The organism is Dongia sp. agr-C8 (assembly GCF_054658695.1).
The window spans coordinates 58,835-79,324 of the sequence record NZ_BAAGHZ010000004.1 but is presented as its reverse complement, the minus strand read 5'-3'; the positions used below and the strand labels follow the sequence as shown (position 1 = coordinate 79,324).

General features: G+C 65.8%; 17 protein-coding genes. 10 read left to right on the top strand and 7 right to left on the bottom strand.

Annotated features, from left to right (window positions below; genetic code table 11):
* Positions 1-105 precede the first annotated feature (105 nt).
* Positions 106-1,272, bottom strand: a complete 1,167-nt coding sequence (locus tag ACYQ4T_RS20575; RefSeq protein WP_459858260.1) for an acyl-CoA dehydrogenase family protein — start codon at positions 1,270-1,272, stop codon at positions 106-108.
* 148 nt (positions 1,273-1,420) lie between these two features.
* On the opposite strand from ACYQ4T_RS20575, the gene betI reads away from it, so the two are divergent.
* From betI to ACYQ4T_RS20555, 4 genes are all read left to right on the top strand, one after another.
* Positions 1,421-2,041 carry a transcriptional regulator BetI gene (gene betI, locus ACYQ4T_RS20570; protein WP_459858258.1) on the top strand — a complete coding sequence of 207 codons (621 nt, stop codon included), beginning with the start codon at positions 1,421-1,423 and terminating at the stop codon, positions 2,039-2,041.
* An 11-nt stretch (positions 2,042-2,052) separates the two neighbouring features.
* Entirely contained in the window at positions 2,053-3,228 is a 1,176-nt protein-coding gene (locus ACYQ4T_RS20565) for an aromatic ring-hydroxylating oxygenase subunit alpha (RefSeq protein ID WP_459858255.1), read from the top strand.
* Positions 3,229-3,239: 11 nt separating this feature from the next.
* On the top strand, positions 3,240-4,418 hold the full coding sequence (locus ACYQ4T_RS20560; RefSeq protein WP_459858253.1) for an acyl-CoA dehydrogenase family protein: 1,179 nt from the start codon (positions 3,240-3,242) through the stop codon (positions 4,416-4,418).
* 171 nt (positions 4,419-4,589) lie between these two features.
* Entirely contained in the window at positions 4,590-5,867 is a 1,278-nt protein-coding gene (locus tag ACYQ4T_RS20555) for an MFS transporter (protein WP_459858251.1), read from the top strand.
* A 3-nt stretch (positions 5,868-5,870) separates the two neighbouring features.
* Here the strand turns inward: ACYQ4T_RS20555 and ACYQ4T_RS20550 are convergent, their stop codons facing one another.
* The 5 genes from ACYQ4T_RS20550 to ACYQ4T_RS20530 form a co-directional block, all read right to left on the bottom strand.
* Complete coding sequence (locus tag ACYQ4T_RS20550) at positions 5,871-6,257, bottom strand: YciI family protein (RefSeq protein ID WP_459858249.1); 387 nt, start codon at positions 6,255-6,257, stop codon at positions 5,871-5,873.
* A gap of 26 nt (positions 6,258-6,283) precedes the next feature.
* Positions 6,284-6,898, bottom strand: coding sequence for a carbonic anhydrase (locus tag ACYQ4T_RS20545; RefSeq protein WP_459858247.1), 615 nt, complete (start codon positions 6,896-6,898; stop codon positions 6,284-6,286).
* Between the two features lie 92 nt (positions 6,899-6,990).
* Positions 6,991-10,854, bottom strand: coding sequence for a PAS-domain containing protein (locus ACYQ4T_RS20540; protein WP_459858244.1), 3,864 nt, complete (start codon positions 10,852-10,854; stop codon positions 6,991-6,993).
* 109 nt (positions 10,855-10,963) lie between these two features.
* Entirely contained in the window at positions 10,964-11,617 is a 654-nt protein-coding gene (locus ACYQ4T_RS20535; RefSeq protein WP_459858241.1) for a pyridoxamine 5'-phosphate oxidase family protein, read from the bottom strand.
* Positions 11,618-11,644: 27 nt separating this feature from the next.
* Positions 11,645-13,711, bottom strand: coding sequence for an oxidoreductase (locus ACYQ4T_RS20530; protein WP_459858238.1), 2,067 nt, complete (start codon positions 13,709-13,711; stop codon positions 11,645-11,647).
* 85 nt (positions 13,712-13,796) lie between these two features.
* Between ACYQ4T_RS20530 and ACYQ4T_RS20525 the strand changes: the two genes are divergently transcribed.
* From ACYQ4T_RS20525 to ACYQ4T_RS20515, 3 genes are all read left to right on the top strand, one after another.
* Positions 13,797-14,393: an NUDIX domain-containing protein gene (locus tag ACYQ4T_RS20525; protein ID WP_459858235.1), complete on the top strand. Its 597-nt coding sequence runs from the start codon at positions 13,797-13,799 to the stop codon at positions 14,391-14,393.
* Between the two features lie 10 nt (positions 14,394-14,403).
* Entirely contained in the window at positions 14,404-15,873 is a 1,470-nt protein-coding gene (locus tag ACYQ4T_RS20520; protein ID WP_459858232.1) for a M81 family metallopeptidase, read from the top strand.
* 98 nt (positions 15,874-15,971) lie between these two features.
* Entirely contained in the window at positions 15,972-16,970 is a 999-nt protein-coding gene (locus tag ACYQ4T_RS20515; RefSeq protein WP_459858229.1) for a cysteine synthase A, read from the top strand.
* A gap of 212 nt (positions 16,971-17,182) precedes the next feature.
* On the opposite strand, the gene ACYQ4T_RS20510 is transcribed toward ACYQ4T_RS20515, so the two are convergent.
* Entirely contained in the window at positions 17,183-17,818 is a 636-nt protein-coding gene (locus tag ACYQ4T_RS20510; protein ID WP_459858226.1) for a glutathione S-transferase family protein, read from the bottom strand.
* Between the two features lie 94 nt (positions 17,819-17,912).
* Between ACYQ4T_RS20510 and ACYQ4T_RS20505 the strand changes: the two genes are divergently transcribed.
* Genes ACYQ4T_RS20505 through ACYQ4T_RS20495 form a run of 3 tightly spaced genes read left to right on the top strand, consistent with a single transcriptional unit; the run spans position 17,913 to position 20,489 of the window.
* Entirely contained in the window at positions 17,913-18,629 is a 717-nt protein-coding gene (locus ACYQ4T_RS20505) for an alanyl-tRNA editing protein (RefSeq protein WP_459858223.1), read from the top strand.
* A 4-nt stretch (positions 18,630-18,633) separates the two neighbouring features.
* Positions 18,634-19,491: a 3-mercaptopyruvate sulfurtransferase gene (gene sseA, locus ACYQ4T_RS20500; protein WP_459858220.1), complete on the top strand. Its 858-nt coding sequence runs from the start codon at positions 18,634-18,636 to the stop codon at positions 19,489-19,491.
* Positions 19,488-20,489 carry a GNAT family acetyltransferase gene (locus ACYQ4T_RS20495; RefSeq protein WP_459858218.1) on the top strand — a complete coding sequence of 334 codons (1,002 nt, stop codon included), beginning with the start codon at positions 19,488-19,490 and terminating at the stop codon, positions 20,487-20,489. The genes sseA and ACYQ4T_RS20495 overlap by 4 nt, the downstream gene beginning before the upstream one ends.
* Position 20,490 lies beyond the last annotated feature (1 nt).

The window sequence follows — 20,490 nt, the reverse complement described above, 5'->3', positions numbered from 1 at the left end:
CTTCGCGATCCCCGCCAGCCATCGCGCATACTCAATGCAGCCTCTTCACAAGGTCCCTTCCCGCAAGATGGGGGAAGGCTAGGAAGCCGCGTGAAGAATACTCGCTCAACCTTCCAAAGGCCGCAGCATCTCGCGGGAGATGATATGGCGCTGGATCTCCGATGTCCCTTCCCAGATGCGCTCGATGCGGGCGTCGCGCCACATCATCTCGAGCGGCAGTTCCTCCATCAGCCCCATGCCGCCGAAGATCTGGATCGCCTGGTCGGTGACGCGCCCCAGCATCTCGCTGGCATAGAGCTTGGCCATCGCCGCATCGCCGTTGGTCATGCTGCCGTTCTGCAGCTTCCAGCAGACATAGGCCACCAGCGCGTCCGCGGCGGCCAGCTCGGTCTTCATATCGGCGAGCTTGAAGGAAACGCCCTGGAACTTGCCGATCGCCTGGCCGAACTGCTTGCGGGTGGCGGCCCAGTTCAGCGCCAGCTCCATCGCCCGCTCGGCCTTGCCGCAGCAATTGGCGGCGATGAACACCCGGCCGCCGACCAGCCATTCCTCGGCATGGACGAAGCCCTTGTGCAGCTCGCCCAGGATCTGCCGCTTGTTGACCCGCACATTGTCGAAGAAGAGCTCGTAGTTGTCATAGGCGCGATAGGAGACCGCCCGGGGGCCGCGCCGCATGGTGAAGCCGGGCGTGTCCTTGTCGATCAGGAACGCCGTCACTTGCTTGCGCGGACCGCGCTTGGTTTCCTCGACGCCGGTCACCGTGAAGACGATGGCGAAATCCGGGACGCCGACGCCGCTGATGAAATGCTTCTGGCCCTTGATGACGAAGTCGTCGCCGTCGGCCTCGGCCCGGGTCGAGATCGACATCGCGTCGGAACCCGAGCCCGGCTCGGTCAGCGCGAAGACCTCCATCTTGTCGCCGCGCACGGTGGGCAGCAGGTATTTCTCGATCTGCTCACCCTTGCAGGCCATCAGGATCGCGGAAGGGCGACCGACGAACTTCTGCACCGCCCAGTTCACCTTGCCGAGCTCGCGCTCGAACAGCATCTGCGACATGACGTCGAGCCCGCCGCCGCCAACCTCCTCCGGCATGTTCGCGGAATAGAGCCCCAACGCCTTCGCCTTGTCCTTGATCTCCTGCCCCAGCTCCGGCGGCACATGCCCCAATTTGTCGACGGTGCGCTCATGCGGATAGAGCTCGGTCTCGATGAAACCGCGCACGGTCTCGACCAGCATGCGCTGCTCGTCGGTCTGCTGGAAATCGAACGGCATGGGATTCCTCCAGGTTTGCAGCAGCATAGCGTCCCGCAGCAATCGCGCAAAGCTTGTTTTACGATCGTATAATTACTTCCTATTTTGATTGAATGATCATTCAACGAATGCTAATTATCACCTTGATAACAGGAGACTGGGGCTGCCGATGGCTCGTGATGCAATCAAGGAAATCCGCCGGGAGCAGCTCATCGAGGCGACGATCGACGTGATCGCGCGCAAGGGTTTCTCCGAGCTGACCCTGGCCGAGGTGGCGGAGACGGCGAAGCTCTCGACCGGCATCGTGAACTTCTACTTCAAGAGCAAGGACGCACTCCTGAACGCGACGCTGCAGAGCATGGTCGGCGAGTATCGCAAGCGCTGGCGTGCCAGCATCGACGCCGCTCCGCCCTCGCCCGCCGCGAAGATCGCCGCGATGCTGGAGGGCGATTTCCAGCGCCTGGTCGCCAGCCGCAAGGCGGTCACCGTCTGGTATGCCTTCTGGGGCGAGACGCGCTGGCGACCGGATTTCATGGCGGTCTGCCAGGATTTGAACCGCGAGTTCCAGAGCGTCGCCACGGCGCTCTTTGCCGAGCTGGGCACGCCGGACGCGATGCTGGTCGCGAAAGGCTTCAGCGCCATGAGTGACGGACTCTGGCTCGACATGCTGATCAACCCGAAGGAGACCGACCGCGACGTGGCGCGCTGCGTGGTGCGCCGGTTCCTGCACGGATTGTTTCCCGACCACTTCGCCGCCGACACGGCCGAAGTTTCGACCTCCGCTGCCTGAGGAGTCCGATCATGCGCAATGCCCGCGACGAGACCCTGCCCGGCTGGACCTATGACAATGCCGAGTTCTTCGCGCTGGAACGCGAGCATCTGCTGCTCTCGAGCTGGGCGCTCGCCGGTCATGTCAGCGACCTGAAGGCACCGGGCGATTTCCTCGCGGTCGAGAATTGCGGCGAGCGCGGCCTGGTCGTGCGCGGCGAGGATGGGGCGCTGCGCGGCTTCTACAACACCTGCCGGCACCGCGCCCATGCGCTGGTCAGCGGGGATAGCGGCTCCTGCGGCCATGCGATCCGCTGCCCCTATCACGGCTGGAGCTACAACTACGATGGCAGTTTGAAGGCGATCCCGGCGGAGAAGACCTTCCCGGCGATCGACAAGGCGGAGTTCGGCCTGAAGGCGATCGAGATCGAGGTATTCTTGGGCTTCGTCTTCGTCCGCTTCAAGCCGGGCGGCGGCATGAGCGTCGCCGAGCGGTTTGCCCCCTACCGCGCGGAGATGGAGGCCTATCGCACGGCGGAGATGGTCTCGCGCGGGACCGGCTGGTATTGCGACATCGCGGTCGATTGGAAGAACCTGATCGACAACTATCTCGAAGGCTATCACGTCCCGACCGGCCATCCCGGCCTGCAACGCATGTTCGGCGCCTCCTACAGCGCCGAGGCGCAGCCGACCGGCGTCTCGCGCCAGATCGGCATCATTCGTGATCGACTCTCGGAGAACTGGAGCGAGCGGATGTACCAGCGCGTGGCGCCGCAGCCGGAACATCTGCCGGAATCGCGGCGACGCGCCTGGTGCTACTACACCTTGCTGCCCAACATGGCGCTCGACTTCTATCCGGAGAAGACCACCAGCTTCGAGGTTCTGCCCATGGGGCCCGGCAAATGCCGGCTGCGCGCCCGGCGCTGGATCCTGCCCAACCCGGACCGCCAGTATCGCGCGGCGCACTACCTCAACTATCGCATCAACAGCCAGGTGCAGCGCGAAGACGAAGAACTGGTCGCTTCGGTGCAGCAGGGCCTGAAGTCGCGCGGCTATTCCTTCGGCATCCTGTCGGAGAAGGAAGCGGCACTCCGGCAATTGCACGAAATGGTGCGGCGGGCATTGCCGGTGGCGCGCCTCGCCGAACCTCCGGAACCCGGCACGCTGGCCGCCGTCAACGCCAAGCTCCATCACGATCTCGCAGCCTAGAAAGACCTTTCATGTCCTACCCCCTTCCGCCCCGCGCCCGGGAAATCCAGGAACGCGTCCGCAAGTTCGTGACCCAGGAGCTGATCCCCTGGGAAGTCCATGCCGAGATGAACGACGGCCAGGTACCGCCCGAGGTGCTGAAGCGACATCAGGCCGGGGCGCAGGCGGCCGGCCTCTACAACATGGATATCCCGGTCGCGCATGGCGGCCAGGGTCTCTCGATGCTGGAGCAGGCGGTGACGCAGGAGGAACTCGGCCGGGTCACCAACGCGCTCGGCTGGTGCGGCAACAATCCGCAGAGCTGGATGCTGAAGGCCTGCTCACCCGCGCAGATCGAGAAGTGGATCAAGCCGCTGATCCGCGCCGAATGGCATGAATGCTATGCGATCACCGAGCCCGATGCCGGTTCCGACGTCGATGCGATCAAGGCGACGGCGCGGCGCGAGGGCAACAGCAGCTACGTGCTCAATGGCGAGAAGTGGCATGTCACCAGCTTCAACCTCGCCCATTACATCATCTTCCAGGCCAAGCTGACCGACGGCGACAAGGTCGGCAGCCACTGCCTGTTCTTCGTCGATCGCGATGCGCCGGGTGTCGAGGTCGTGCGCACGCCGGCCTATTCGCACACCTACCGGGCCCACCACCCGATCGTGAAGTTCACCAACGTCAAGGTGCCGGTCGAGAACCGGATCGGCGAGGAAGGCGGCGGCATGGCCTTCACCTATGACTGGTTCCGCTACGAACGGCTGATGATCGCCGCGCGCTGCTGCGGCGCCGCGGCGCGGCTGATCGACGAGGCGACCCGCTTCGCCCGCGAACGCCCGATGTCCGGCGAGATGCTGAGCGAGAAACAGGCGGTGCAGTTCATGCTGGCGGACAGCCTGACCGAGCTCTGGGCGGCGCGCCTGATGACCTACCGAACGGCGGAAGCCATTGATGCCGGCGAAGACGTCAAGGTCAGCCACGGCCAGGCCTCGATGGCCAAGTTGTATGCATCGGAGATGGCCAACCGCGTGGCCGATCGCGCGGTGCAGATCTTCGGCGGCCGCGGCTATATGCGGGAGAACGTCGCCGAACGCTTCTACCGCGAGCTCCGGGTCGACCGCATCTGGGAAGGCGCCAGCGAGATCCAGCGCCTGATAATCGCCAACGGCCTCTACAAGCGCGGCCAGGCGGCGCTAATTGAATAGACAGAGCGTCGCGACCCATTCACCGTCATCCCGCGACTAGGTCGCGGTATCCACGCCTTGGGTGCCGCACGACGAAAGGGCGTGGATGCCGGGACCAAGTCCCGGCATGACGATCGAGGGGGTGGCACCAGCCTGTGCAACAGGCACTCGCCGCGTGTATGGGGGCTTACGATGTGGAAGAGCATACAGCCGGTGGCGCCGGTGCTGCTGACGGTGATCCTGATGGAGGCCGCGCTCGGCATCCTCTCGCCGTTGATCGGCTTCCGCCTGGCGTCCACCGGCGCTTCGACCTTCGTCGTCGGCGCGGCGGCTTCGGCCTATTTCGTCGGCTTCCTCTTGGGCACCCTCACCTGCCAGCGCATGATCCGGCGCGTCGGCCATATCCGCGCCTTCGGCGTCTTCGCGGTCTGCGCCTCGAATGCCGCGATCCTGTTCACCGTGCTCAACGATCCCACCTTCTGGATCCTGCTGCGCGGTTGCGCCGGCTATGCGCTGGCCGGCGCCTTCGTGGTGATCGAATCCTGGATGACCGACAAGGCTCAGGAGGAGAATCGCGGCCGGGTCTTCGCCATGTACACGACGGCGAGCTGGGCCGCCTCCGGCGTCTCGCCGCTGCTGCTGAATTTCGACGAGCCCAACGGCATCCTGCTGTTCGTGCTGGTGACGATCGGGCTCTCCGCGGCGATGATCCCCCTGGCTGTCACCAAGGTCGGCAATCCCAATATCGACGAGCACCAGCACCTGCCGCTCTCGCGGCTGTTCCGCGCCTCGCCGACGGGCGTGGTCTGCGCCTTCGGCTCGGGCATGATGAATGCCGGCCTCTACGGCCTGTTCCCCGCCTATATCAAGGACCACGGCTTCGGCGAGAAGGAGCTGAGCCTGCTCTACTCCATCACCACAGTCGCGGCGCTGGTGACGCAGTACCCGATCGGATTCATCTCCGACCATTTCGGCCGGCGCCCGATCATCATCGGGATCATGCTGGTCTCCACGGGCATGGCGCTGCTGCTTTACGCGCTGCCCGGGATCACCTTCACCTGGATGGTGGTGCTGTTCTTCATCCTGACCGCCTTCGAATCCCCGCTCTATGCCTTGGGCGTCGGCCAGACCACGGATTACGTCGAGAAGTCCGAGTTCGTCGCGGCTTCAAGCGGCCTGCTGTTCGCCTGGGGCCTCGGCTCCTGCTTCGGCCCGGCGATCGCCGGCGCGGTGATGCATGCCTCGGGGCCGCAGGGGCTGCTGCTGTTCGCGGCGGGCTGCTTCCTGGCGGTGGCACTCTTCACCACCTATCGCGCGCTCAGGCGCCGCGCCAAGACGCCGGAAGAGCAGAGCGACTACGTCGCCGTGCCGCTGACCCAGGGCACCTACGGCGCGCCCGAGCTTGACCCGCGCGGCGAGTACAAGCCGCACATGCCGGCGCCCGCGGCCCCGGCGGAGTATGCGGATTAGCGCCTATTCGGCGGCGTTCTGCAGCTGGCTGCTGGGCGCATAGAACAGCACCGGGCGGATGTCATAGGCGCTCGGGCCCATGTTGGCCGCCTGCAGCTCCTTGGCGATCGCGACCGCCTCGTCGATGTCCCTGCAGTCGATCAGGTAGAAGCCGAGCAGGTGCTCCTTGGTCTCGGCGAAAGGCCCGTCGGTGACGACCGGGCCGTCCTTGCCCTTGCGCAGCACCTTCGCCTGCGTCGTCGGCACCAGGCGCGCGCAGGGGCCGAGCTTGCCGGCGGCGGCGAGCTTGCCGGTGATGGCGCCGAGCCGCGCCATCACCGCGTCGTCCTCGGCCTTGGACCAGGCGGTGACCAGCTTCTCGTCGTTGTAGCAGATGATCGCGTAGAGCATCGGCGAACTCCCTTGCTCCGCCGGCTTCAGCCGAGACGCTCGATCTCGTCCGGGCGGCTGGTGGTGACGTTGAGATCGTTGATATGGCCGGTCGAGATCGAATAGACCCAGCCGTGGACGTTCACTTCCTGGCCGCGCGCCCAGGCCTCCTGTACGAAAACGTCGGAGGCGACGTTCTTCACCTGGCGGATCACGTTCAATTCGCAGAGCCGGTTCAGGCGCTGGACCTCGTCGCCGATCGCCTCGAGCTCGTGGCGGTGGTTGTGGTGGACCTCCCGGATCGGGTGCAGCCAGTGATCGACCAGGCCGCGCCGCTGGCCGTCGACCGCGGCCCGCACGCCGCCGCAGCCGTAATGCCCGACCACCATGACATGCTTCACCTTGAGCACGTCGATCGCGAATTGCAGGACCGAGAGGTAGTTCGCGTCCTGCGGCGGCGCCAGGTTGGCGACATTGCGGTGGACGAACAGCTCGCCCGGATCGAGATCGACGATCTCATTGGCCGGCACCCGGCTGTCGGAACAGCCGATCCAGAGATATTCGGGTGCCTGCTGGGCTTCCAAACGCTTGAAAAACCCGGCATCCGCCGCGACCTTGCGCGCCGCCCAGGCACGATTCTTGTCTTTCAGGTATTCCAGCATGCCAACGCTCATAGCGGGAACCGCAGCCGACGGCAAGACGGAAGCGGACCTTGCCCCGGCCTCCTGACGATTCCTGTCAGGAAGGCTGGAGGCTAGCTGGCGGCGCGCTTCGGCTGCTCCTCGAGCGCCTGCTGCCAGGGGAAATGCACGGTCATCGTCGTGCCCTTACCCTTGATGCTGGCGATCCGGAAGGTGCCGCCGTGCAGCTCGATCAGCGACTTCACCAGCGGCAGGCCGAGGCCGGTCCCCTCCGCGTTCTTCACCAGCGCCGAGCCGATCTGGCCGTAGGGCCGCATCGCCTTGGTGATCTCCGCCTCGCTCATGCCGATGCCGGTGTCGCGCACGACGATATCGACGCCGGAACCGCTCTCCACGAACTCGAGCTCGACCCGTCCGCCCTCGGGCGTGAACTTCACCGCGTTGGACAGCAGGTTGTAGATGATCTGGTTGGTGATGCGCTCGTCGCCGTGCATCTCGCGGCAGGGCGCCACCGCCCGGCATTCCAGCTTGAGGCCGCGATCCACCGCCATCTTGCCGAACATGGCGGCGGCGCCATGCGCCAGCGCCGCGGCGTCGAGGCGTTCCAGGCTCAGCTCCATGCGGCCGGCCTCGATCTTGGAAAGATCGAGCACGTCGTTGATCAGCGACAGCAGATGCTTGCCGCTGTCGCTGATCAGCCCGACATATTCGCGATAGCGCGGCGGCTCGATCGCGCCGAAGATCTCCTGCTGGATCAGGTCGGAGAAGCCGATCACGGCGTTCAACGGCGTCCTGAGCTCGTGGGTCATCTGCGCCAGGAAGTTCGACTTGAAGCGGTTCGCCTCCTCGGCCCGCTCGCGCGCGGCGCGGAGGTCGCCGGTGGTGGCGATCAGCGACTCCGTGAGCCCCTCGAGCTGGGTCTTCGCCGCCTCCAGGTCGATCTCGCGGTTCTTCTGCGCGGTGATGTCGGAGCGGATGCTGACGAAGCCGCCATCCGCGGTCGGGCGGTGACTGATCAGCACCCAGCGTCCGTCGGCGAGGATCTCCTCGCCGACGAAGGGCTCGCGGCGCTGGAAGCATTTCACCCAGTCGCAGACGAAGGTGTCGATGTCCTTGCGGTCACCGAAGTCGATGAACTCGCCGCGCTCCGCGCCGTAGCGCAGCACGTCTTCCAGCTTCGCGCCCACCTTGATGGCCGGCGCGGATTTCGGATAGAGCTCGAGCAGGCGGCGGTTGAACTGGACGTAGCGCAGGTCGGCGTCGAACAGCGCGAAGCCCTCGTTGATGCTCTCGATGGCGTCGCGCAACCGGGTCTCGGCGGCGCGCAACGCGGTCACGTCGCTGAAGATGCCGACCCGGCCGCCGTCCGAGGTCCGGCGCATCACCACGCTGAAGCGGCGCCCGTCGGTCAGGACGCGCTCCTGCGCCTCCTCCCGCGGGTTGATGTGCTGGTCGATGACGCGTGCCATGAAGGCTTCGGGATCGGCCTTCGCCGATACGTCGGTCACGTCGCCATGCGCGAAGTCGTGCAGCAGTTCCAGCGCCGGGCGGCCGATGATCGACTCAGGCGATTCGTGCCCCACGTAGTCGGCCCAAGGCTGGTTGCAGAGCACCACTTTCAAATCGCGGTCGTAGAGCACGAAGCCGTCGCTCATCGCGTTGATCGCGTTGGTCAGGCGCTCCTGGGCCTGTTTGATGCTGGTGACGTCGGTCCAGATGCCCATATAGCCGCCGTCGGCGGTCCGCCGCTCGGTCACCTGCAGCCATTGTCCGGTGGAAAGCCGCATCTCGAACGGCGCATCGGATGGGTTGCGGTGCTGCTCCATGCGCCGCGCCACCCAGGCCTCGATATCCGGTCCGGTCTCGACCAAGGCGCTGTGCGAGTGGATGTTGAAGCGCACGAACTCCTCGAAGCTATGGCCGATCGGATCGCCGAAGGCAGCCTGGGTCTGCGCGTCGATGAAGGTGCGGTTGTGCAGGATCAGGCGATCGTCGGCGTCGAACAGCGCGAATCCGCTGTCCATCGCCTCGATCGCGGCCTTGAGCCGCGCCTCGGTCAGGCTGAAGCGCTCGTTGCTGGCGGCGAGGTCGGCGGTGATGCGGTTGGCGATCGCGGTCGCGCGCGCGCCGGTCGATTGCAGGTTGGCCACCAGGGCGCTGAAGATGGTGGCGATCAGGATGACCGCCGCGGAGAGCAGCGGCGGCTCGCTGCGCGGCGCGCTGGCGAAGGCCGGGCCCGGCTGCCAGGCGATCTGGAAGGCATGGCCGCTCAGCATCATCAGGGTTTCGCGGCCCGCCGGTCCGGCCGGATTGCGCTCCGGCGGCCCGAAGCTGCTGAAGACCGCCGGCTCATGGGTGCCGACCCCGTTGAACACCTCGGCCTGGATTGCGCCGCCGAACCGCTTGAAGGCGGCGGTGAAGAACAGGTCGGCCGCGACCGGCGCATTGATCCAGCCGCGAAAGGCGGCGCGACGCTCGGCGACGGTCCCGACCGGGCGATGCGCCCAATAGCTCGGCACGAACAGGACGAAGCCCTGACGCGGGCCTCCATCCGCGGCCAGCGTCAGGGAATGGGTCATGGTCGGAACGCCGAAATCGCGGGCGGCCATCGCCGCGGAACGGCGCCTCGGCTCCGAGCCGAGATCGAGGCCGACCGGCGAGCGCATCGCGCTCTCCGGTCCCGCCCGGATGACCAGGAAATGCTCGTCGACGTCGCGCGCGCCGCCAGGCACCGGCCGCACGTTGAGGAGCGGCAGGCCGTCGTCGCGCATGGCATCCTTGAAGGCACTGAGATCGGCGTGCTTGACCGGAACCACCAGACCCATGCTGTAAACCCCGGGATAGCGGCCGAGCAGGTCGATCGAACTGACATAGACCTCCCATTCCGAGCGGGTGATGCCGTCCGAGGCGGCGAACATGCTGGCGCCGCCGCGCAGGATGTCGGTGTAGGTGCCGATGCGCTTCTGCAGCTCTTCCGTGGCGCCTTGAATCAGCTCGTCGAACTGCCGGATGTCGTGCGAACGGCGGTTGAGATCGCTGGCGAAGAACACCAGCGCGGCGATCGCGGCGCCGCTGGTGAAGACGATGCCGATCCAGCGCGATCCGCCGGTGCCGAAATCGGCCAGCGCCACCGCGGCGAAAGCCAGGGCCGCGGCCAGGATCTGCGCATTGAGCAGGTCGGCATTCTCAGAAGCGCTGGCGAAAGGACCGAAGCCCAACGCCGTCGCCGCGACCCAGACCGCGACGACGAGACAGGCCAGCCAGAGGCCAAGGCGGACCGAGAACCAGCGGAAGGCAGCCAGCATCAGCGGGAAGCTCGCGAAGATCGCCACGCCGGTGCGCCAGTCGATGAAGGCGAACAGGTTGACGGCCAGGGTGATCGCGACCAGCGCGGCACCCTTCCACGCGCGGCTCCAGCGCGGCCGTCGCCAGTCCGCTTCGGCCAGGGAAAGCAGCGCCGGGACCAGCAGGAACACGCCCAGCGCATGGCCGGTCCACCAGGTCAGCCAGACCTCGGCGCCGGAGGTGCGGCCGAGCGTGTCCGCAAGATGCAGGCTCTGGAGACCGATGCTGGCGGAGATGACGGATGCCAGCAGCGAAGCCGCGGCATAGCCCAAGGTGGTGCCGAGCGGCAGCTTCTCGCCATGCCAGGTGAGATTGCGCGAGAGCACCAGCTGCCCGGCCAGGGCCGCCAGGGTCTCGCCCACCGCGACCGTGCCGGCGATGCCGATTCCGCCCCCGGCCAGGCCATGGGCGGCCAGCGCGCCCAGGGTAATGGCCGGCCACACCCGTCGGCCGAAAACCATGAGCAGGGCAACGCCGATTCCGGCCGCCGGCGCCACGGGTGCGGCATGCGGGTTGAGACTGGCCAGCACCAGGCCGAGCTCGGCGGCGCCGAAATAGCCCAGCGCGCCCAGCGCCAGGACGGCGGCCAGGGGTGCTTGCTTGGGGTTGCTGAGAAAGGCCTTCAAATCCATTGGGACAAGGCGAGTCCGGGGCTGTTACGCAAGCCGCCAGACTAGGTTCAAGTCCTGAATGCTGGGTTAACCCCAGGGGCCTGAAACACCCTAAGGTGTGACTTTGGCCTCAATAGAGCTCGGTTCGGTAGTTCTCTTCGATGTCGGCATCCACCGCCGAGACCTCGGCCTGCGCGGGGAGCGCCTCATTCGCCGCTTCGGCCATCTGATCCATGATCATCCGGGCCAGGGTCGGCATGGTGTTGCGGGGCAGCTGGGCGGCCGGATCCCACAGTCGCGACCTGCGAAATGCCTTGGCGCAGTGGAAGAAGGCCTCGTCCACCGCAACCACGACCCCGAACTTGGGCAGCTTGCCATCGACCGCCGAAGCCGCGAGCAGGCCGGGATCCCGGGTCACCCGCCCCCGGCCATTCACCCGCAGCGTGTCTTCGAAACCGGGGATGAAGAACAGCAGCCCGAGCGACGGATTCTGGATGATGTTGCGCAGCGAATCCATGCGGTTGTTGCCGGGCCGCTCGGGGACCAGCAGCGTCTTCTCGTCGATCACCCGCACGAAGCCCGGCTTGTCGCCCCGCGGCGTCACGTCGGCATGGCCCTTACCGTCGCTGGTCGCGAGACAGCAGAACGGCGAGAGATCGATGAACTGCCGGGCATAGCGTTCGATCCGCGGCATGGTCTTGCCGGCCGCCGCCCCGGTCGCCGGCGGCACCAGGGCATCGAGCTCCGCCAGGCTGGTGACGAACTGCTTTTCCTCGATTGTCATTCCACGCGCTCCTTGGTCCATCTTGTTTCAAGGATTGGCAGGCGCCCAGACTACCCGCTTGAACGATACTTCGCCTTGGGCCTGCGCGTCGAGTTCCCGTGCATAGCGGTGGCCGCCATAGACCGCATGGGCGATGAAGCCCGGCGCCAGGCAGTCGCCGATCCGGGTCACCGTCTTGATCCCGGCCTCGCGCAAGGCCTCGGGCTCCCCCTGCAATGCCGCGTACAAGGCTTCTTCCGGCAAGCGCGAGGTCACCGGCACCACGGCGCTTGCAGGAAGGGTGCGGGGCGGATCGCCGTAGTTGCTCGCCAACCTCACGGCGCTGCCGTCGAAGCCGGCCACGTCATGCGCGGTCACCACGGCGACGCCGAGTTTGCGAAGCTGCTGGTTGATCGGCATGAGCTCCAGCGTGTGCGCGGTCCAGCTCGCGGCCACGTCGCCGGTGGTGACCAGGGTGACGCTCAGTCCCGCCATCGCCAGGCGCTCGGCGATGACGCTGCCCATGTAGTAATGCTCATCGTCGAAGACCACGACCGGCCCCTGCGCCGGCAGCCTTCCTTCCATGATGTCGTCGGGCGAGAAGACCTGCGGGCCACTCAGTCCAGAAATCGGATTCCAGTGGCTGCGCCCGACGCCGTCGCGGCGCCAGCGCGCGCCCGTCGCCAGCACCACCCGTTCAAAGCCGAACTCGCGGATCTGCTCGGCACTGAGCCGGCTGTCGCGATAGATCTCGACATTGGAAAGCTTGTCGAGCTGGGTCAGTCGATAGTCGCGCACCCGCCCCCAGGCCGCGAGACCCGGCAGCTTCGATTCTCGCGATACCCGCCCGCCGAGTTCGGCGGTGGCCTCGGCAAGGTGCACCTCATAGCCGCGCTGTCCCAGGGCCCGCGCCGCTTCGAGCCCGGCCGGCCCGGCGCCGACCACCAGGATGCGATCGCTGGATTGCTTCGCCGGAATGATCTCCGGATGCCAGCCCTTGCGCCATTCCTCGCCCATGGTCGGGTTCTGCGTGCAGCGGATCGCCGACATGGTCATATCGCCGGAGACACAGATGTTGCAGCCGATGCATTCGCGGATGTCGTCGGGACGCCCCTCCTCGATCTTCTTCGGCAGGAAGGGATCGGCGATCGAGGGCCGCGCCGCCCCGATGAAGTCGAGCACGCCCTTCTTCACCAGGCTCACCATGCGGTCGGGCGAGGTGTAGCGTCCGACCCCCACCACCGGCTTGGTGGTAAGCTGCTTCACGAAGCTGATGTAGGAGTCCTGATGTCCCTCCTCCGCGAAGCGCGAGACCGCGGAGTCATGGCGCCAGGGACTGATATTCACGTCCCAGAGATCGGGCAGCTCGGCCAGGCTGGCGATCACGTCGCGGCTCTCGCCGTCATGCAGCAGGCCGTCGGCACCCATCTTCTCATCGACGCCGAAGCGCACGGCGATGGCGCAGGTGTCGCCGATCGCGTCCTTGGCGTCCTCGATCAGTTCGCGGAACAGGCGGATGCGATTCTCGAACGAGCCGCCGTATTCGTCGCTGCGGTGGTTGCGCCGCTTCAGCAGGAAATGCAGAGCCAGGCTGAGGTCATGCGCGGCATAGACATAGACGATGTCGAAGCCGGCCTTCTTCGAGCGCAAGGCGGCTTCGCGATGCCAGCGGCGGTAGTCGCGGATATCCTGCAGGTCCATCGCGCGCGCCTGCCAGGGCCAGTAGTTGGTCATCTGGTGCGAGGGCCCGATCGCCACGTCGCGGCTGGAGAGATTGGAGACCGAGGTGCCGTTATGCGTGAGCTCGATCGCGGCCAGCCCGCCATGCTTATGCACCGCCTCGCACATCAGCGCATGGCCGGGTATGTCCTTGTCGTCCCAGAGCCGGCCTTCGATATAGGGCGAGACGTCGCCGCTCGGGTGGATCTCGACCTCTTCTGTCGCGACCACGGCCCAGCCGCCTTCCGCCTTCACGCCGCGCATCGCCGCATGGCCTTCGGGATTGTAATGCCCCATGCCGTTGCAATGCGGCACCTGGAAGAATCGGTTCTTCGCGGTGACCGGACCGATCTTCACCGGCTCGAACAGGATGTCGTAACGTGGATCGCGCGGCATGTGGTCTCTCCTTGTCGGGCGGCAATCTAGCTTTCCCGCCCCGGCGCTGTATAGTGCCGCAACCCCAATGGAACAGCAGGCAAGCATGGATGGAAAAATCGAAGTCCTGGGCCAGGAATGGCTTTCCCAGGGCTTCATGAAGCTGGCGAAATTCACCGTGCAGCACGAACGCTTCGGCGGCGGGATGATCGGTCCCTTCACGCGCGAAATCGTGCTGCGCACCACCGCCGTCGGTGTACTCCCCTATGACCCGATCGCCGACAAGATCCTGTTGATCGAGCAGTTCCGCCTCGCCGCCCATCTCGCCGGCATGCCGGCCTGGCAGCGCGAGGTGATTGCCGGGATCTCCGACAAGGACGAGACGCCCGAAGAACTCGCCCGCCGCGAGGCGATCGAGGAAGCCAATTGCAAGATCACCGATCTGGTCGAGATGACGCGATTCCTGCTCAGCCCCGGCATGAGCAACGAGACGCTGATCCTCTATTGCGGCCGCATGGATTCCAGTCAGGCGGGCGGCGTGCACGGCCTCGCCACCGAGCATGAAGACATCCGCTCGACGCTCCACGACGCAAAGGAGATACCGGGCCTGATCGAGCACGGCACGACCGGCAACGGCCCGCTGACCTTGGCGCTCTATTGGATGCAGGCCAACCGCGAACGCCTGCGCAAGCTGTGGTCATGAGCTGCGGATCATGAGAAAGCTCGCCGTCGCCCGCCTTTGGTACGAAGGCAATTCCTTTTCGCCGATCCCGACGGAGCTGTCGGTGTTCGAGGCGCGGGAGTTCTTCGACGGCAACGCGGCCAAGGATTTCTATCGCGGCACCAAGACCGAGATCGGCGCGGTGGTCGATTTCGCCGAGCGCAGCCGCGACTGGTCGGTGGAGTTCCTGCTCTGCGCCGCGGCGCCGCCCGGCGGGCCGATGGCGCAAGACGCCTTCGCGATGATCCGCGATACCATCCTCGACGGCCTCGGCCGCGACCAATGGGACGCGGTCTATCTCTCGCTGCACGGCGCCACCGTCACCGAGACCACGCCGACGCCGGAGCTGGAACTGCTGCAGGCGGTGCGCCATGTGATCGGGCGCACGCCGCTCGCCGTCACTTTCGATCTCCACGCCAATCTCGGGCCGGCGATGATCGATCTCGTCGACATCGCGATCGGCTACAAGACCTATCCGCATATCGACATGGCCGAGGTCGGCGCGCGCGCGGTGGCGCTGGCGGTCGAGACGGTCGAAGGCCGGATCCGGCCGGTCTGCGCGCTGGCCAAGGTGCCGGCGATCCTCACCAGCTTCAACATGCGCACCACCGATGGCCCGATGCAGGAACTGGCGGAGCTCGCCGGCGAATGGCGCCGCCGCGACGGCATTCTCGACGCCTCGGTGTTCGGCGGCTTCGCCTATGGCGACTCCCCCTTCGCCGGGGCCAGCGCGCTGGTCACCGCCGACGGCGAACGCGCACTCGCTGAGGACGCCGCACAGGAACTCGCGCGCGAGATCGCCGCGCGCCGCGACCGCTTCACGGTGACACTTCCATCGGCCGCGGAAGGCATCGCCAAAGCGCTGGCCGCACCGGGCCACGGCCCCGCCGCCGTGGTCGATCCGGCGGACAATCCGCTCTCCGGCGGCATCGGCGATACACCCGCGCTCTTCCGCGCTTTGCTCGATGCCAAGCCGAAGGTGCCGACCGTGTTCGGCTTCTTCTTCGATCCCGCCCTGGTCGCCCGCGCCCATCGCGAGGGCGAAGGCGCCACGCTCGATGCCAAGCTCGGCGGTCGCATCACGGATGCATTCGGCCCGGCCATTCCCGTGAAGGCACGCGTCCTGAAGCTCACCGACGGCAAGTTCCGCAACCTCGGGCCGATGGAGCACAACCTGCCGGTCGATATCGGCCAGACCGCCTTGCTCGAGGTGAAAGGGATCCAGCTGATCGTCACCGAGCGCTGCCAGACGCCGAACGATCCCGGCTATTTCGCACTGCACGGGATCGACCTCGACAAGGTCGGGCTGCTCTGCGTGAAGGCGAAGAACCACTTCCGTGCGGGTTTTACGCCGCTGACGCGTGCGATCGTCGATGTCGATTGCCCGGGGCCGGCGGCCTCGAATCTCCGCCACTACCGGTTCAAGCATGCGCCAAAGTCGCTATATCCTCTGAATCAGTAGGCTTTTTCGTATTCTGGCCCCATGGAGAAGGGGTTGATTGGGAAGCAAGCGCTGCCCTACCCTAAGCCCCTCTGAATTTCACACCGCCGGAAGCAATTATGGATTTTCGCCAGGGTTTCATCGACACGATCGGCAACACGCCGCTGATCAAGCTCAAGAAGGCGTCGGAGCTGACCGGCTGCACCATTCTCGGCAAGGCGGAATTCCTCAACCCCGGCGGCTCGGTCAAGGACCGTGCGGCGCTCGCCATCATCACCGATGCGGAGAAGAAGGGGCAGATCAAGCCTGGCGGCCTGATCGTCGAAGGCACCGCCGGCAACACCGGTATCGGCCTGGCGCTGGTCGGCAATGCGCGCGGCTACAAGACGCTGATCGTCATTCCGGAGACGCAGAGCCAGGAAAAGAAAGACATGCTCCGCCTCGCCGGCGCGGAGCTGAAGGAGGTCCCGGCTCTCCCGTACAAGGATCCCGGTAACTACGTGCGGGTCTCCGAGCGCATCGCCAATGAGCTCAAGGACAGCAACCCGAACGGCGTGATCTGGGCCAACCAGTTCGACAACGTCGCCAATCGCCAGGGCCACTACATGACCACCGGCCCCGAAATCTGGAAACAAACCGACGGCAAGGTCGACGGCTTCGTCAGCGCGGTCGGCACCGGCGGCACGCTTTCCGGCTGCGCGATTTTCCTGAAAGAGCAGAACCCGAAGGTGAAGATCGCCCTCGCCGATCCCGAAGGCGCCGCGCTCTACTCCTATTTCAAGACCGGCGAGTTGAAGTCCTCCGGCAGCTCGATTACCGAAGGCATCGGCCAGGGCCGCATCACCAAGAATGTCGAGGGCACGCCGATCGATTTTCCGTTCCAGATCCCGGACAGCGAAGCGCTGCCGATCGTGTTCGACCTGCTGAAGCATGAAGGCCTCTGCCTCGGCGGCTCGACCGGCATCAACGTCGCGGGTGCCATCCGCCTGGCGAAGGAGCTCGGCCCCGGCCACACCATCGTCACGCTGCTCTGCGACTTCGGCACCCGCTACCAGAGCAAGCTGTTCAACCCGGAATTCCTGAAGTCCAAGGGTTTGCCGGCGCCGGATTGGCTTTAGTTGCAGAGCGCTGGATCTTGCATCGGCGCGCAAACGGCAACATCACGGCTGCATCAACCCCCACCCTCACCCGCCCCCATCTTGGGGGCGGGAAGATGGATAGAGCCATCTGCTCCTGCAGCCTCTTCATAAGAGTCCCTCCTCCCAAGATGGGAGGAGGCTAGGAGGGGGTTGATGCAGCCTGAGCGCTCAAGATCCAGCGCTCCGCTTTCCTACACCGGCACCGTCTCCTTCACGCTCTGCCTCCCCTGCATCGCCGCGTGCCAGGCGGCGATCTTCGGCAGGCGTCCCAGCATCGCCTTCCCTTCCGCCGTGGTCGCGAGATAGTGCACCACGGATTCCAAGAGCAGATCGGCCGGGCTGATCTGCCGCCCGACCAGGAACGGGTCCGGGTTCATCATCAAGTCTTCGATTGCCTTCAGCGCATGCTCGCCGGTCTTTACCGCCTCGGCGATCGCCGCCTCGTCCACCACGCGGTCCGGCTTCGAGAAGGTGCGCGGCACGAAGATGCCCCAGACCAGCGGCCGATAGGCGTATGAATTGATCACGCTCAGGATCTGCAGCGCGCGGGTGCGGCGATGGATGTCCCCGGGCATCAGCCGCGTGCCGGGAAAGGCATCGTCGATGTAGATCAGGATCGGCAGGGTCTCGTAAATCATGAAGCCGTTATGCTCGAAAGCCGGCAGCATGCCGAAGGGATGCCGCTGCAGATGTGCCGGCGCACGATGCTCCGCATCGTCCATCTCGACATGGACCTGGTCATAGGCGACCTTCTTCTCGATCAGCGCCATCCGCACCGCGCGCGTGTAGACGCTGTAACTCGGGCCGTAGAGGATCGGCTTACCCATGGAATTTCCCCGGTTTTTCCTGCGGAAACGGTAGGAGGGCCATCCTTGAAAATCAAGGTCGCCCCATTATGATGCCGGCCAGGGAGAAAAGTGCATGGACAAGACCGGCGAGTTGTTCCGCGAAGACGCCTATCTGAAAAGCTGCGAGGCGGTCGTGACCGCGGTCGATGAGAAAGGCATCCGGCTCGACCGCACCGTGTTCTATCCGACCGGCGGCGGCCAGCCCGGCGATATCGGGCGCCTGCGCGCCGCCGACGGCACGATCGTCGAGATCCGCGACACGGTGAAGGGTGCGGCGCCGGGTGAGATCGTCCATGTGCCGGCCGAAGGCGCGCCGGCCGTGGCCGCCGGCACGAAGGTGACCGCGGAGCTCGACTGGGAGCGCCGGCATCGCCTCATGCGCATGCACACCTGCCTGCACCTGCTCTCCTCGATCGTCACCGGCGAGGTGACCGGCGGCCAGGTCAGCGACGGCAAAGGCCGGCTCGATTTCAACCTGCCCGACGGCGCACCGGACAAAGATCACATCACCGCTGAACTCAATCGCCTGGTGACCGAGGACCATCCGACCGGCACCAAGTGGATCACCGACGAAGAAATGACGGCCCGGCCGGAACTGGTGCGCACCATGTCGGTGAAGCCGCCCATGGGCGCCGGGCGCGTGCGGCTGCTGGAGATCGAGGGCGTCGACCTGCAGCCCTGCGGCGGCACCCATGTCGCGCGGACGTCCGAGATCGGCGCGGTTGAATGCGTGAAGATCGAGAACAAGGGCAAGATGAATCGCAGAATCAACCTCGCATTCAAGGCTTGAGAACATGGCAGTCGACGCGGAAACCAAGTCGCTGGTCAGCACCGAATGGCTGGAAGCCCATCTCGGCCAGCCCGATCTCAGGATCGTCGATGCCACCTACTATCTGCCGATGCAGCAGAAGAGTGCGCGGGCCGAATACGACCAGCGCCACATCCCGGGCGCGGTGTTCTTCGACGTCGATGAGATCAGCGACAGGACAACCGACCTCCCGCATATGCTGCCCCCCGCCGACAAGTTCGGCTCGCGGATGAAGAAGCTCGGGATCGGCGACGGCTCGCGGATCGTGGTCTATGACGGCAACGGCGGGATCGCCGCCCCCCGGGTCTGGTGGACCTTCCGCATCTTCGGCCATCGCGACGTCGCGGTGCTGGACGGCGGGCTGATGAAATGGATGGCGGAAGATCGGCCGCTCGAGGACTTGCCGCCCTCGCCCCGCGAGCGGCATTTCACCCCGCGCTTCGACAACACGATGGTGCGCTCGAAGGCGCAGCTGCTCGCCAATATCGAAACGAAACGGGAGCAGGTGCTGGATGCCCGCGCCGCCGGCCGCTTCAACGCGACCGAGCCCGAACTCTGGCCCGGGCGCCGCGCCGGGCATATCCCAGGGTCGCTGAACTTGCCCTATACGCAATTGCTGCGGCCCGACGGTACGTTCCTGCCGGTCGACCAGCTCCGCGCCAAGTTCGCCGCCGCCGGTGTCGACCCCAAGAAGCCGGTGGTGACCAGCTGCGGCTCCGGCATCACCGCTTCGGTGCTGGCACTCGGCCTCGACCTGATCGGCCATCGCGATGTCGCGGTCTATGACGGGTCCTGGGCCGAATGGGGCCTGCCTGGCGATACACCGGTCGAACCGAAATCATGATCATCCTTCCTTATTCCGAGGGCGACTTCGATGGGGTCGTCGCACTCTGGCGCGAGACCGGCATCTTCAAGCCCTACAACGAGCCGAAGGCCGAGATCGCACGGATCCAGAAGAACAACAACTGCCTGCTCTATGTCGGCCGCGAAGATGACCGCGTCGCCGCCAGCGTCCTGGTCGGCCATGACGGCTATCGCGGCTGGATCTACAAGCTGGCAGTTGCCGAAGATCTGCGCGGCAAGGGCTATGGCCGCAAGCTGGTGCAATTCGCCGAAGCCTGGCTGGTCGCCCGCGGCATGCCGAAATGCAATCTGATGGTGCGCGCCGAGAATCCGGCGGCACAGGATTTCTACCATCACCTCGGCTACGAGAATGCGGGGCATGCGGTGCTCGGCCGCTGGATTGACAAGGGCGATGTCGACCTCGCCTCGGCGGAGATCGACGTGGTCGTCACCTATATGGAGATGACCGCGCCGCCCACCCGCCCGACCGTGCCGCTGCCGCCGGGCAAGCACGCGCTGCTCCGGGTGGAGAACCCGACCATTTCCTTCTACCGCTTCCTCTACAATACGGTCGGCGAGCAATGGCTCTGGACCGACCGCCGCCGCATGTCCGACGAACAGCTGCTCGCCCAGGTCGACCACCCGGAGGTCGAGCTCTACGCGCTCTATACTGGCGGGCAGCCTTCCGGCTTCGTCGAGCTCGACCGCCGGCCGATGCCCGACATCAACTTCGCCTATTTCGGCCTGCTGGACGAGTTCATCGGCCGGGGCCTGGGCAAGTATCTCCTCAACTGGGCGGTCGATCAGGCCTGGTCCTACGGCCCGCAGCGCCTGACCGTCGATACCTGTTCGCTGGATCACCCGCGCGCCATGGGCGAGTACCAGCGCGCCGGATTCCGCCCGGTGAAACAGGTCAGCAAGCGGATGCTCGACCCGCGGCTGGAAGGCTATGCGCCGATGCACGTCATCCCGCGCCTGCCGGAGGTTTCCGCCGGGTGAT

Bases quoted from the DNA above. Each gene is read 5' to 3' on its own strand.
- ACYQ4T_RS20575 (WP_459858260.1), bottom strand. From the start codon at position 1,272: ATGCCGTTCGATTTCCAGCAGACCGACGAGCAGCGCATGCTGGTCGAG.
- betI (WP_459858258.1), top strand. From the start codon at position 1,421: ATGGCTCGTGATGCAATCAAGGAAATCCGCCGGGAGCAGCTCATCGAG.
- ACYQ4T_RS20565 (WP_459858255.1), top strand. From the start codon at position 2,053: ATGCGCAATGCCCGCGACGAGACCCTGCCCGGCTGGACCTATGACAAT.
- ACYQ4T_RS20560 (WP_459858253.1), top strand. From the start codon at position 3,240: ATGTCCTACCCCCTTCCGCCCCGCGCCCGGGAAATCCAGGAACGCGTC.
- ACYQ4T_RS20555 (WP_459858251.1), top strand. From the start codon at position 4,590: ATGTGGAAGAGCATACAGCCGGTGGCGCCGGTGCTGCTGACGGTGATC.
- ACYQ4T_RS20550 (WP_459858249.1), bottom strand. From the start codon at position 6,257: ATGCTCTACGCGATCATCTGCTACAACGACGAGAAGCTGGTCACCGCC.
- ACYQ4T_RS20545 (WP_459858247.1), bottom strand. From the start codon at position 6,898: ATGCTGGAATACCTGAAAGACAAGAATCGTGCCTGGGCGGCGCGCAAG.
- ACYQ4T_RS20540 (WP_459858244.1), bottom strand. From the start codon at position 10,854: ATGGATTTGAAGGCCTTTCTCAGCAACCCCAAGCAAGCACCCCTGGCC.
- ACYQ4T_RS20535 (WP_459858241.1), bottom strand. From the start codon at position 11,617: ATGACAATCGAGGAAAAGCAGTTCGTCACCAGCCTGGCGGAGCTCGAT.
- ACYQ4T_RS20530 (WP_459858238.1), bottom strand. From the start codon at position 13,711: ATGCCGCGCGATCCACGTTACGACATCCTGTTCGAGCCGGTGAAGATC.
- ACYQ4T_RS20525 (WP_459858235.1), top strand. From the start codon at position 13,797: ATGGATGGAAAAATCGAAGTCCTGGGCCAGGAATGGCTTTCCCAGGGC.
- ACYQ4T_RS20520 (WP_459858232.1), top strand. From the start codon at position 14,404: ATGAGAAAGCTCGCCGTCGCCCGCCTTTGGTACGAAGGCAATTCCTTT.
- ACYQ4T_RS20515 (WP_459858229.1), top strand. From the start codon at position 15,972: ATGGATTTTCGCCAGGGTTTCATCGACACGATCGGCAACACGCCGCTG.
- ACYQ4T_RS20510 (WP_459858226.1), bottom strand. From the start codon at position 17,818: ATGGGTAAGCCGATCCTCTACGGCCCGAGTTACAGCGTCTACACGCGC.
- ACYQ4T_RS20505 (WP_459858223.1), top strand. From the start codon at position 17,913: ATGGACAAGACCGGCGAGTTGTTCCGCGAAGACGCCTATCTGAAAAGC.
- sseA (WP_459858220.1), top strand. From the start codon at position 18,634: ATGGCAGTCGACGCGGAAACCAAGTCGCTGGTCAGCACCGAATGGCTG.
- ACYQ4T_RS20495 (WP_459858218.1), top strand. From the start codon at position 19,488: ATGATCATCCTTCCTTATTCCGAGGGCGACTTCGATGGGGTCGTCGCA.